At 68.3% G+C, this 12,514-nt stretch carries 10 protein-coding genes and 1 pseudogene; 9 read left to right on the forward strand and 2 right to left on the reverse strand.

The features are described from left to right. Window positions 1-3: 3 nt before the first annotated feature. Window positions 4-789, forward strand: coding sequence for an SDR family NAD(P)-dependent oxidoreductase (locus tag QF040_RS03255; protein ID WP_429609825.1), 786 nt, complete (start codon window positions 4-6; stop codon window positions 787-789). Between the two features lie 45 nt (window positions 790-834). Continuing rightward, window positions 835-1,350 (forward strand): carboxymuconolactone decarboxylase family protein, encoded by a 516-nt coding sequence (locus QF040_RS03260; protein WP_429609826.1) that lies wholly within the window; start codon window positions 835-837, stop codon window positions 1,348-1,350. Window positions 1,351-1,357: 7 nt separating this feature from the next. Here QF040_RS03260 and QF040_RS03265 read toward each other — a convergent pair whose 3' ends face one another. Continuing rightward, entirely contained in the window at window positions 1,358-2,257 is a 900-nt protein-coding gene (locus QF040_RS03265) for a LysR family transcriptional regulator (protein ID WP_429609827.1), read from the reverse strand. 89 nt (window positions 2,258-2,346) lie between these two features. Between QF040_RS03265 and QF040_RS03270 the strand changes: the two genes are divergently transcribed. The 4 genes from QF040_RS03270 to QF040_RS03285 are packed head-to-tail and all read left to right on the forward strand — an operon-like array spanning window position 2,347 to window position 5,688. After that, window positions 2,347-3,210 carry an amidohydrolase family protein gene (locus tag QF040_RS03270; protein ID WP_429609828.1) on the forward strand — a complete coding sequence of 288 codons (864 nt, stop codon included), beginning with the start codon at window positions 2,347-2,349 and terminating at the stop codon, window positions 3,208-3,210. Beyond that, entirely contained in the window at window positions 3,207-4,064 is an 858-nt protein-coding gene (locus tag QF040_RS03275; protein WP_429609829.1) for an SDR family NAD(P)-dependent oxidoreductase, read from the forward strand. The genes QF040_RS03270 and QF040_RS03275 overlap by 4 nt, the downstream gene beginning before the upstream one ends. Before the next feature lie 23 nt (window positions 4,065-4,087). Next, window positions 4,088-5,071, forward strand: a complete 984-nt coding sequence (locus QF040_RS03280; RefSeq protein ID WP_429609830.1) for a Bug family tripartite tricarboxylate transporter substrate binding protein — start codon at window positions 4,088-4,090, stop codon at window positions 5,069-5,071. Then, window positions 5,071-5,688 carry a hypothetical protein gene (locus QF040_RS03285; protein ID WP_429609831.1) on the forward strand — a complete coding sequence of 206 codons (618 nt, stop codon included), beginning with the start codon at window positions 5,071-5,073 and terminating at the stop codon, window positions 5,686-5,688. Before QF040_RS03280 ends, QF040_RS03285 begins: the two co-directional genes overlap by 1 nt. A 20-nt stretch (window positions 5,689-5,708) precedes the next feature. Here QF040_RS03285 and QF040_RS03290 read toward each other — a convergent pair whose 3' ends face one another. Beyond that, window positions 5,709-7,490, reverse strand: a complete 1,782-nt coding sequence (locus QF040_RS03290; RefSeq protein ID WP_429609832.1) for a carboxylesterase/lipase family protein — start codon at window positions 7,488-7,490, stop codon at window positions 5,709-5,711. 296 nt (window positions 7,491-7,786) lie between these two features. Between QF040_RS03290 and QF040_RS03295 the strand changes: the two genes are divergently transcribed. From QF040_RS03295 to QF040_RS03305, 3 genes and pseudogenes are all read left to right on the forward strand, one after another. Further along, complete coding sequence (locus QF040_RS03295; RefSeq protein WP_429609833.1) at window positions 7,787-9,592, forward strand: FAD-dependent oxidoreductase; 1,806 nt, start codon at window positions 7,787-7,789, stop codon at window positions 9,590-9,592. Then, window positions 9,589-11,447 (forward strand): annotated as a pseudogene (locus tag QF040_RS03300) (2-oxoacid:acceptor oxidoreductase subunit alpha). Before QF040_RS03295 ends, QF040_RS03300 begins: the two are co-directional and overlap by 4 nt. After that, a complete protein-coding gene (locus QF040_RS03305; protein ID WP_013540891.1) occupies window positions 11,444-12,499 on the forward strand; it encodes a 2-oxoacid:ferredoxin oxidoreductase subunit beta in 1,056 nt (351 codons plus the stop codon). The pseudogene QF040_RS03300 and the gene QF040_RS03305 overlap by 4 nt, the downstream one beginning before the upstream one ends. Window positions 12,500-12,514: the final 15 nt, after the last annotated feature.

A 12,514-nucleotide genomic window follows, 5' to 3' on the forward strand; every position in this document is an offset into this window, starting at 1 on the left:
CGCGTGGACCTCGGACTTGCCGGGCGCCACGTGCTCGTGACGGGCGCCAGCCGCGGCATCGGCTTTGCGTGCGTGCAGGCCTTTCTGGCCGAAGGCGCGAAGGTAACGATGCTGTCGCGCGACGACACCGCGCTGCGCGAAGCCGCGCTGTCGCTGGAGAAGACGGAAGGCCGCATCGCCTGGCACGCCGCCGACCTGCGCGATCCCGCATCGGCGCTCGCCGCGCTCGATGCAATCGAGGCCGCGTCGGGTCCGCTCGATGTGCTGGTCAACTGCGCCGGTGCCGCCAGGCGCAGGCCGCCCGGTGAACTCGATGCCGCGGCCTGGAGCGACGCGATGCAGGCCAAGTTCTTCAGCTACATCCATGTCATGACGCCGGCCGTGCAGCGCATGGCCGCGCGCGGCGCGGGCAGCGTGGTCAATATCGTAGGCGCGGGCGGCAAGGTCGCCAACCCGACGCATCTGGCGGGCGGTGCCGCCAATGCCGCGCTGTTGCTTGCGAGCGCCGGCATGGCGGCTGCGTATGCGCGGCAGGGCGTGCGGATCAACGCGCTCAATCCGGGCCAGGTGGCGACGGAGCGGCTGCGCCAGCGGCAGGAAGCCGAAGCGCGTTTGGCCATGCTCGAAGGCCGGCCCGCGCCGGCCGTACCGGGCGCCACGCTCCCCATCGGCCGGCCCGCCGAGCCGCGGGAGATCGCCGACATGGTGGTCTTTCTGGCCTCGGACCGCGCAAGTTACGTGACCGGCGCCACCATCGCGATGGACGGCGCAGCGACGCCGATGATCTGAGCGCGCCACATCCTTTCTTCTTCTCATCTCCAGAACAAATCCATCATGCGAATCTCTCCCGTTGAACCCGGAAGCCGTCCCGAACTCGCCACGCTCGAAGCGGAAATCGCAAAGCAGCGCGGCCGCGTCTCGCCGCTCTACCAGGTGCTGCTCAACAGCCCGCCGATGGCGCATGGCTGGGAGCAGTTGCTGACAGCCGTGCGCCGGCACAACAGCCTGCCCGAGGCGGCGCGCGAGCTGGTCATCCTGCGGGTCGCGGTGCTCAACCGCGCGCGCTACGAGTACGACGCGCACGTGCCGATCGCGCTGCAGGCGGGCGCCTCGCAGGCGGCGGTCGATGCGCTGTCGGACCCTGCGGCCATCGGCCCGGGCCTGTCGGCCGACGAGGCGCTGCTGATCGAGCTGACCGATGCGATGACGAACAGCATCGAGGTGCCGGCCGCGCTTTACCAGCGCGTCAGCGCGCGCTTCACGCCGCAGCAGGTGGTGGATGCGATGGTCACGGTCGGCGCGTACAACATGGTGTCGCGCTTTCTCGTGGCGCTCGAGATCGGGCACTGACTTTTCATCATTCGGCCTTCGTGCTTCCGTAGTGCTCCAGTGCCAGCTCGCGCAGCACCTGCGCGGCCCAGCGGCTCGGTCGTGTCGCAGGCCGGGCCTTAGGAATGGCGAGCACGATGCGGTTGCGGATGGCCGGTGCATGGATGGCCGCGCGATGCAGCGGCTTGTCGTACGTCCACAACCGCACGGCGCTCTGCGGCAGCACCGTGTACGACACGCCGCGCGCCACCAGCGACAGCACCGTCTGCACCGAATCGACCTCCGCGACGATCGACAGCGGCATGCCGCGTGGCTTGGTTTCGCGCTCGAGCAGATGGCGCAGCGCATTGGGGCCGCTGGGCATCACCAGCGGCAGCGCGGCCACGTCGGCCAGCTTCATGCGGCGCGGCAGCGGCTCGGGGCCGATCACGATCAGCGGCTCGCGCGCCAGCGTTTCCTCGTGCATCTGGGGCGAGGGCGGCGGATCGAACAGGATCGCGAGGTCGAGCTTGCCCGCGACCAGCCACTCGCGCAGGCGAATGCTCAAGCCCTCGACCACGCTGATGACCGCATCGGGAAACTTCGCGCGAAAGCGCTCCACCAGGTCGGCCGCGAGCACGTGCGCCACGCGCGGCGGCAGGCCCACCACGACGCGGCCGTGGGGACTGGCGCGGCGCTCCTGCATGTCCGCGCGCGCCCGCTCGGCCATCTCCAGGATCGCGCGCGCATGGGTGAGGAGCGCGAGGCCCGACTCGGTGGCCTCGACCCCGCGGCCGGTGCGCACCAGCAGGGGCTGGCCGGCTTCTTCTTCGAGCAGAAGAATCTGCCGGCTCAGCGCCGGCTGCGACATGTGCAGCGAGGCCGCGCCCCGGCTGAGGCTGCCCGCCTCGACGACGGCGACGAAATAGTGGAGGCGCGTGAGGTCCATGGGGCATGCATTTTATGGATAGCTGATATCCGCCAAAAGCAGAGATAGCGCCACAGGCAGCGCCAGACAATTCATCGAGAGACAACGACATGACAACCACTCTGACCTACAACCCACGGCCCTCGGCGCCGCACCTCCGATTGCCGCCGGGTGCCTGCGACGCGCATGTGCACATCTTCGGACCGGCTGCGCAATTTCCCTTTGCCGAAACGCTGAACTGGACGCCCGCCGACGCACCGAAGGAAGCGCTCTTCGCCTTGCACAAGCAGCTGGGCATCGACCGCTGCGTGATCGTGCAATCGCTGGTGCACGGCTTCGACAACCGCGTGATCGAGGACGCAATCGCCGCGGGCGGCGGGCGCTACCTGGGCGTGGCGCTGGTGCCGCTCCGCGTGGCCGATGCCGAACTCGCGCGCCTGGCTGCAGCGGGGTTTCGCGGCGTGCGCTTCAACTTCATGAAGCACCTGGGCGCTTCCGCCGGCGTGGACGACATCGTCGCCTTCACGCGCCGGCTTGCGCCGCTGGGCATGCACCTGCAGGTGCATTTCGAGAGCAGCCTGGTGCATGCGCTGGCCGCGCCACTCGCGCGCAGCGCGGTGCCGGTGGTCATCGACCACATGGGGCGCGTCGATGCCTCGCTCGGCGCGGACCATGCCGATTTCGCGGCGCTGCGCGCGCTGCTGCGCAACCCGCTCTTTCGCGTGAAGCTGAGCGGCGTCGACCGCATCTCGGCCGGCGCGGACTACGCCGCCGGCATCGCGCTCGCGCATCGGCTGGCCCGTGAGTTCCCCGAGCGCTGCCTGTGGGGCAGCGACTGGCCGCATCCCAACCATCACCACGTGCCGGACGACGGCGTGCTCGTCGATGCACTGGCGCAGATCGCGCCGGACGCCGCGCTGCGCGAGCAGATCCTGGTGCGCAATCCCCTCGACTTCTACCGGTTCGACGCATGACCACTACAGCAGCAACAGCAACAGCAAAAGCATCAGCAGATTTCTTCCAACCCACCGCGCGCCGCCTCGAAGGCAAGGTCACGCTCGTCACCGGCGCGGGCTCGGTCGGCACCGGCTGGGGCAATGGCCGCGCGATCGCGGTGCGCTTTGCGCAAGAAGGCGCGCAGGTGTTCGGCGTGGACCGCGACATCGAGCGAATGGGCGAGACCGCCGAACTCATCGCTAAAGCCGGCGGCGTGTTCGCGACAGCCGCTTGTGACGTGACGCGGGCCGCGTCAATCGAGGCGATGGTCGCGCAGTGCATCGAACGCTTCGGCCGCATCGACGTGCTGGTCAACAACGTGGGCGGCTCCGCCAAGGGCGGTCCGGTCGAGATGTCCGAGGAAGTGTGGGACGCGCAGGTCGACCACAACCTCAAAAGCGTGTTCCTCACTTGCAAGCACGTGCTGCCGCACATGCTGGCGCAGGGCAGCGGCGCCATCGTCAACCTGGCATCGACCTCGGCCACGCGCTGGACGGGTTCCGCGCAGATCGCCTATGCCTCCACCAAGGCGGCGGTGATGCAGTTCACGCGCGTGCTCGCGGTGCAGTACGCGGGACAGGGCATCCGCGTGAACACGGTGGTGCCGGGGCAGCTTCACACGCCGATGGTCGAGACGCGGCTGGCTGGCCAGCGCGCGGGCGGCGACGTCGAGGCGCTGCTGAAGCAGCGCCAGGCGCGCATTCCGCTGCCCTTCATGGGCGACGGCCGCGACACCGCCGCGGCGGCGCTCTTTCTCGCTTCGGACGAGGCGCGCTTCGTCACGGGCACCGAGATCGTGGTGGACGGCGGGATGTCCGTGCGCTGCGACTGATTCAAAAAAACAGGAGACACAGGATGAAGAACGTGCTCGTTCATCGGCGCCGCTGCCTGCAGGGTTTGGCCGCCGCCGCGCTTGTGGCCGTGGGCCTTCCCGCCCACGCGCAGCAGGACAAGATCACGCGCATCGTGGTCGCATTCCCGCCCGGCGGCCCCGTCGATTTCGTCGCTCGCGCCATCGCCGAACAGCTCGGCAAGGAAACCGGCCACCAGGTCATCGTCGAGAACAGGGCGGGCGCCAACGGCGGCATCGCGGCCGAGTACGTGTCGCGTTCGGCGCCCGATGCGCAGACGCTGTGGCTCACCAGCGTGGGTGCGGTGGCGATCAATCCCTCGCTGTACGAGAAGCTGGTGTACGACCCGGCGAAGGACCTCGTGCCCATCTCGCTGGTGGTGCGCAACGTCGAGGTGCTGGTGGTCGGCGCCAACGCGCCCTACAACACCGGCGCCGAGTTCGTGGCCGCCGCGAAGAAGAGCAAGCAGCCGCTGACGCTCGCCTCGTCGGGCACCGGCAGCGTGCCGCACCTGGCGATGGAACTGCTCTCGGACGCCGCGAAGACACCGTTGCTGCACGTGCCCTACAAAGGCGCCGCGCCGGCCATCACCGATGTGCTCGCGGGGCATGTGGACGGCTTCTTCGGCGACATCCCGGGGCTGCTGCCGTTCATCACCGGCCGCAAGCTCAAGCCCATCGGCATCGCCGCTTCCAAGCGCCATCCGCTGCTGCCCGAGGTCAAGACCTTCCTGGAGATGGGCATTCCCGGCGTCGATTCGGACAACTGGTATGCGCTGTTCGCGGCCAAGGGCACACCGGCCGGCGTGGCAGATGCGATGAACCAGGCGGTGCGGCGCGCGCTCGGCAACGAAGGCGTGAAGAGCCGGCTCATGGCGTCGGGCGCCGAGCCCGCGCCCTCGAGCCCGGCCGAATTGAGCGCGCTGCTGGCGCGCGACAGCGCCAAGTGGGGCGCCGTGGTGCGCGCCAAGAAGATCAAGCCCGATTGATGTCGATGCAAGAAGACACCGCACCCCGTTTCGTTCTCCTCCAGATGCGCACGGCGCCCGATGCGGCCTTGCACATCGATGCCGACGTTCGCGCGTTCTGCACGGGCAACGGCACCGCGCTGGCGCTGCATCGCGCGGCAGCGAGCCTCGATGGATCCGAGGCCTACGTCTACCTGAAGTCGCATGCAACCAAAGTGGCCGACGGCAACGGGATCGCTGCTGCATTCCAGGCGCAGTGCGATTGGGCGAGCGATGTGATCGCATCTCCGCTGGAGCCGATGCTCGCTATCGCGGGCGCCTCCACCGGCGAGCGCCCGCGCTTTCACTATGTCGTCGAAACCGACCCCGAGACGGGCTGGCTCGACGAGATCTCGCGCTGGTACGACACCGAGCACATGCCCGGCCTTGCGGCAGTGCCCGGCTGCGTGCGGGCGATGCGCTTCCTGAATCGCGGCGCCGGGCCGCTGTCGCTGGCCTGCTACGACCTGCTGCACGAAGACGTGCTGGGCTCGCCGCCGTGGCTCGCGGTGCGCGCCACCGCGTGGAGCGGCATCGCGCGCCCGCACTTCACGAACACGAAGCGGACCATGTTCCGCGTGGTCGCAGAGGCGCCGTAGCGCCGTGCGCGCCGCAGCTGCTACTGCACCGTGATCGCCTTGGCCGTCAGCGAGGCATCGAAGTTCAGCATCGCCGGGTACTGTGGCCAGTTGACACCCAGCGCCGCGTTGTTCGGGTCACCGCCGCGGGCGAACGCCGCGAGGCTCTTCATCATCGCGTCCGAAAGCTCCAGCCGGCCCGGCTCGTTTGCCTTGGAGTTCGCGAACTTCGAATAGAGCGACGGGCCGAAGTTGCCGAACACGAACGGCAGGTCGAAGGTGTGGGCGGCGCCGAAGATGTCGTTGAACGGCGCCGGCGACTTGTCCCAGTTGAACTGGTACCACCACAGCGGCACGTTCTGCGCCTGCAGCACCGGAAAGATCTGCTTGCGCAGCGCGATGAAGAAGTACTGGTTGTACAGGTCGGTTCTCGCGTTGAAGCCGGTCACCGGTGTCGTGACGGGCAGGTACTGCCCGGGAATCCATTGCTCCAGCGAGGTGGTGGGCGCGGCGTTCGGGTCGTAGCTGTAGGCCATCGAGAACACCGTGGGGTCGTCCAGGAGCCGGCCGCTGATGCCGCCGAACGCGGGCGAGGTGGCCAGGTTCTGCGGGAAGAGCTTGGTCTCGTCGCGCGTGTAGCCGGCCAGCACCGGCACCTTCAGGAACTGCCCCGCGTTGATCGCCGCGATCGGATCGACCGGGACCACCGTGCCGTCGTTCAGCGGGTTGGAGGCCGAGAGACCCAGCGGCGCCAGCTTCTTGAGCACCGTCTGCAGCAGAGTGTCCGCGCTCTTGGACCGGAGGTACGCGGCCAGATCGGCGTTGCTCTGCCGGGCGATGTAGGCCGCCGCGGCCGCGTCGTCCGCCACGGTGCCGTCGGCCACGAGCAGGGCGCTCAGCAGCGCATTGACCTGGTTCGGCTTGGTCGTGGCGGTCGCGACGCCGCCGCTCAGCGGAACCAGCCGCTGGAACAGCGCCGGCTTGGCGTTGGCCACCAGCGGCGAAACCATCAGCGCGTAGATGTTCACGGCGCCGGCCGACTGGCCCATCAGCGTGACGTTGCCCGGGTCGCCGCCGAAGTTCGCGATGTTCGCGTTGACGAACTTCATGCCCTTGATGAGGTCCAGGATCGCGTAGTTGCCGGAGTCGTCGTTCGCATCGGCGCCCGTCTTGAGCTGCGGCGAGGCGAGGAAACCCATGATGCCGAGGCGGTAGTTCACCGTGACCACGACCGCATTGGCCTTCTTCGCGAGCGCGGCGCCGTCGTACACCGGATCGCCCGTGTAGCCGGTGATGTTGCTGCCGCCGTAGACGAAGACGATGACGGGCAGCTTGTCGGTCGCCTTGGCTGTCGAGGGCGCCCAAATGTTGAGGTACAGGCAGTCCTCGGAGCCGGTGGTCTTGCCGATCGACGTGCCGATGGTCGCGTCGTACTGGTTGTTCTGGCCCGGACCGTAGAGGCGCCCGGTCTGCACGCAGGCGTTGCCGAGCTTCTGCGTCGTCTTGACCGCGGTCCAGGGCTCCGGATCGACCGGCGCCTTCCAGCGAAGCGCACCGACCGGCGGCTTGGCGAAAGGCACGCCCTTCCAGTTGTAGGTGCCGTTCGTCGCGGAATCGTCGGTGCCCAGCACGCTGCCGTAGACGGTGGTGCGCTGCAGCGGCGAGGCCGCGGCCGGGGGCGGCTCGGAAGGCGGCGGGGCGGTCGCCGTGGGCGGAGGGAAGGGCGTGAACACGGGGTTGTTGCTTCCCCCGCCCCCGCAGGCGCTCAACTGCAGCAGGGCAAGGACGGCGCAGGCGGTGCCGGCGCGCAAGTGGCGAATCATGTGGAGTCTCCGTTTGTCTCTGTTGTCATGGCCGCCAGGCAGGCTGCCGGCCGTCTTTGACCCGCCGGCCTGCATGCAGGCCCGGTGGGCGACCACAGTCTGGGCAGCGCGCAAGCCGATTCCAATGTGGCGCGCGCACATCGTTCGGGCGGGTTCTATGTGAGCGCCATGTGAGTGCCATGTGAGCGCTGCTGCGGGATTTCACCAAGGCGGTGCAGCCGCCTGTGCGGCGCATACTGCGCCAAACCCCACAAGCCGGCCCCTTCGGGGCCAGGGCGACTGTCAGGAGAAACGCATTGCAGCGAACCGACATTGCCAACCCGGCCTATTTCCACAAGGTCGTCGATTGCCAGTACGCCTGTCCGGCGCACACCCCCGTCCCTGAATACATCCGCATGATCGCGCAGCGCCGCTACGGCGATGCGTACATGATCAACTGGGCGTCGAACGTCTTCCCCGGCATCCTCGGGCGAACGTGCGACCGGCCCTGCGAGCCGGCCTGCCGGCGCGGACGGGTGGAGGAAAGCAACGCCAGCGCGCCCGAGCCGGTGGCGATCTGCAGGCTCAAGCGCGTGGCGGCCGACATGAAGGAAGACGTGCGCGAGCGCATGCCCAAGCCCGAGGCGAAGAACGGCAAGCGCGTCGCCTGCATCGGCGCGGGGCCGGCCTCGCTCACCGTGGCGCGCGACCTTGCGCCGCTGGGCTACGAGGTGACGGTGTTCGACGGCGAGGCCAAGGCCGGCGGCTTCATCCGCACGCAGATCCCGCGCTTTCGGCTGCCCGAATCGGTGATCGACGAGGAGACGGGCTACGTGCTCGACCTGGGCGTCGAGTTCCGCGGCGGCGAGCGCATCGACTCGATGAAGGCGCTGATGGCCGAGGGGTGGGACGCGATCTTCGTCGGCTGCGGCGCACCGCGCGGGCGCGACCTCGACGTGCCGGGCCGGAAGGACGCGGCGGCCAGCATCCACATCGGCATCGACTGGCTCAACTCCGTGTCCTTCGGCCACATCACGAGCATCGGCGAGCGCGTGATCGTGCTGGGTGGCGGCAACACGGCGATGGACTGCTGCCGCTCGGCGCGGCGCCTGGGCGGCACCGACGTGAAGGTCATCGTGCGCAGCGGCTTCGAGGAAATGAAGGCCTCGCCGTGGGAGAAGGAAGACGCGCAGCACGAGGGCATTCCGATCGTCAACTTCCACGTGCCCAAGGCCTTCGTGCACGAGCAGGGCCAACTCAAGGGCATGACCTTCGAGGTGGTCCGCGCCGAGTACGACGACAAGGGCCGCCGCTCGCTGGTGCCGACCGGCGAGCCGGACACTTTCTTCGAATGCGACGAAGTGCTGGTCGCGGTAGGCCAGGAAAACGCCTTCCCGTGGATCGAGCGCGACAGCGGCATCGCCTTCGACAAGTGGGGTTTGCCAACGCTCGACAAGAACACCTTCCAGTCCACCGTGCCCAATGTGTTCTTCGGCGGCGATGCGGCATTTGGCCCGAAGAACATCATCACGGCCGTGGCCCACGGCCATGAGGCCGCTGTGTCGATCGACAAGCTGCTGCGCGCCGAACCGGTGTACGTGCGCCCCGCGCCTATGACCAACCTGGTGTCGCAGAAGATGGGCATCCACGAGTGGAGCTACGACAACGACACCTCCAACGACCTGCGCTACAAGGTGCCGTGGGCCAAGGCCGAGACGGCGCTCGCGAGCATCCGCGTGGAGGTGGAGCTGGGCTTCGATGCCGCCACCGCCTTCAAGGAGGCCGAGCGCTGCCTCAATTGCGATGTGCAGACCGTGTTCACCGAGGCCGCCTGCATCGAATGCGATGCCTGCGTGGACATCTGCCCGATGGACTGCATCAACTTCATCGACAACGGCGAGGAGGCCGAGCTGCGGCCCCGTCTCAAGGCGCCGGCGCTGAACCTGACGCAGGACCTGTACGTGTCCGGCGGCCTCAAGACCGGCCGCGTGATGGTGAAGGACGAAGACGTCTGCCTGCACTGCGGCCTGTGCGCCGAGCGCTGCCCGACGGGCGCGTGGGACATGCAGAAGTTCCTGCTGAAGATGACGCCGGCGGGGCAGGGGCAGGGGGTGGCGGCATGAGCGCGACCGTTCCGCCGATCGAAGGCATCAACGACTTCGTCATCAAGTTCGCGAACGTCAACGGCTCGGGCTCGGCCTCGGCCAACGAGCTCTTCGCCAAGGCGATCCTGCGCATGGGCGTGCCGGTGAGTCCGCGCAACATCTTCCCGAGCAACATCCAGGGCCTGCCGACCTGGTACGAGGTGCGCGTGACCGAAGCCGGCCACCTCGGGCGACGCGGCGGCACCGACATGATGGTGGCGATGAATCCGCAGACCTGGGACGCCGATGTGGCCGAACTGGAGCCCGGCGGCTATCTCTTCTACGACAGCACGCGGCCGCTGCCGCCCTCGAAGTTTCGCGACGACATCCGCGTGATCGGCATGCCGCTCACCGAGATCTGCAACGCGGTCTATCAAGACCCGCGTCAGCGGCAGCTCTTCAAGAACATCGTCTACGTCGGCGCGCTCGCCATCCTGCTGGGCATCGAGCCCGAGGTGGTCGAGAAGCTCTTCGGCGAGCAGTACAAGGGCAAGGAAAAGCTGCTGGCCTCCAACGTGCAGGCGCTGCACCTGGGTTGCGACTTCGCGCGCGAGCATTTGCGCGAACCGCTCGGCATCCAGGTGCGGCGCGCCGCGATCGCGTGGGCAACCGCATCTTCGTGGACGGCAACAGCGCGGCGGCGCTGGGCTGCGTGTACGGCGGCGCGACGGTCGCGGCCTGGTACCCGATCACGCCGTCGTCCTCGGTGGCCGAGGCGTTCCAGAAGTACTGCACCAAGTTCCGCGTGGACCCCGCCACCGGCCAGCACCGCTTCGCCATCGTGCAGGCCGAAGACGAGCTGGCCTCCATCGGCATGGTGGTCGGTGCCGGATGGAATGGCGCGCGCGCCTTCACGCCGACCTCGGGGCCGGGCATTTCGCTGATGACCGAGTTCATCGGCCTCGCGTACTTCGCGGAGATCCCGGTCACGCTCATCAACGTGCAGCGCGGCGGCCCGTCGACGGGCATGCCGACGCGCACGCAGCAGGCCGACATCCTCTCGTGCGCCTACGCCTCGCACGGCGACACCAAGCACGTGCTGCTGTTCCCCGAAGACCCGCACGAGTGCTTCGAGCATGCGGCCGCTGCGCTCGACTTGGCCGACCGCTTGCAGACGCCGGTGTTCCTCATGACAGACCTGGACATCGGCATGAACCAGCGCCTGTGCGAGCCCTTCGAATGGGACGACGCCAAGGCCTACGACCGCGGCAAGGTCATGACCGCCGAAGAGCTGGAGGCGGGCCGCGACTTCGGCCGCTACAAGGACGTGGACGGCGACGGCGTTCCCTGGCGCACGCTGCCGGGCACGCACCCGAGCAAGGGCAGCTACTTCACCCGCGGCACCACGCGCGATGCCTACGCGCGGTACTCGGAGCGCGGGCCGGACTACATCTACAACGTCGAGCGGCTCCTGAAGAAGTTCGCCACCGCGGCCACGCTGGTGCCGCAGCCGGTGCTGCGGCCTGCTGCAGAGAAGACCGACCTGGGCGTGATCTATTTCGGATCGACCAGCCCTTCGATGCACGAGGCGCTCGAGGCGCTGGAGGAAGAGGGCATCCACCTCGATGCGATGCGGCTGCGCGCGTTTCCGTTTCCCGAGAGCGTGTCGCAGTTCCTGGCGGCGCACCGGCAGGTGTTCGTGGTCGAGCAGAACCGCGATGCGCAGATGCGCAGCCTGCTGGTCAACGAGTTGGAGTTCGATCCGGCCCGGCTGGTGCGCGTGCTGCATTTCGACGGCACGCCGATCACCGCGCGCTTCATCGGCCAGGCCATCGCAGCGCATGTGCGAAAGACGCAGCCGGCCTCTGCCGCCGACATGAAGGAGTCCGCATGACCTACCTCGCCAAGCCACGGCTGCATCACCCGACGCTGGCCACCAACAAGGTGGGCTACAAGCGGCGCGACTACGAGGGGAAGATTTCCACGCTGTGCGCGGGCTGCGGCCACGACTCGATTTCCGCCGCGATCATCGAGGCCTGCTGGGAGCTGGACATTGAGCCGCACCGCGTGGCCAAGCTCTCGGGCATTGGCTGCAGCTCGAAGACGCCCGACTATTTCCTCGGCGCCTCGCACGGCTTCAACACCGTGCACGGCCGCATGCCCAGCGTGTTGACGGGCGCCAACCTCGCCAACCGCGACCTGCTGTACCTGGGCGTCTCGGGCGATGGCGACTCGGCCTCCATCGGCCTCGGCCAGTTCGCGCATGCGATGCGGCGCGGCGTGCGCATGGCCTACATCGTGGAGAACAACGGCGTCTACGGCCTCACCAAGGGCCAGTTCTCGGCCACGGCCGACCAGGGCTCCAAGAGCAAGAAGGGCGTGGTCAACACCGACAGCCCGGTGGACCTGGTTGCGCTGGCGCTGCAACTGGGCGCGAGCTACGTGGGGCGCGGCTTCTCGGGCAACAAGGCGCAGCTGGTGCCGCTCATCAAGGGCGCGATCAGCCACGGCGGCTCGGCCTTCATCGACGTGATCAGCCCGTGCGTCGCCTTCAACAACCACCCGGGCAGCACCAAGAGCTACGACTACGTTCGCGAGCACAACGAGGCGGTGAGCCGCATCGACTTCATCAGCGGGCGGGAAGAAATCACCGCCGACATCGGCCCCGGCGAGGTGATGGATGTGCGCCAGCATGACGGCACGCTGCTGCGCCTGCGCAGCCTGCACCCCGACTACAACCCCGGCGACCGCTACGCCGCGATGGCCTACATGCAGCGCCACCACGAGATGGGCGAGGTGGTGACCGGGCTGCTCTACGTCGACCCGCTCGCCACCGACCTGCACACGGCGCTCAACACCTGCGAGCGCCCGCTCAACACGCTGGAAGCCGACGCGCTGTGCCCCGGCGCGACCGCGCTGGAAAAGCTGAACGCCTCCTTGCGCTGAGCAAGCGCCGGCGGC

Source organism: Variovorax sp. W2I14 (assembly GCF_050435205.1).
In the GTDB taxonomy this organism is placed as follows: Bacteria; Pseudomonadota; Gammaproteobacteria; order Burkholderiales; family Burkholderiaceae_C; genus Variovorax; species Variovorax paradoxus_C.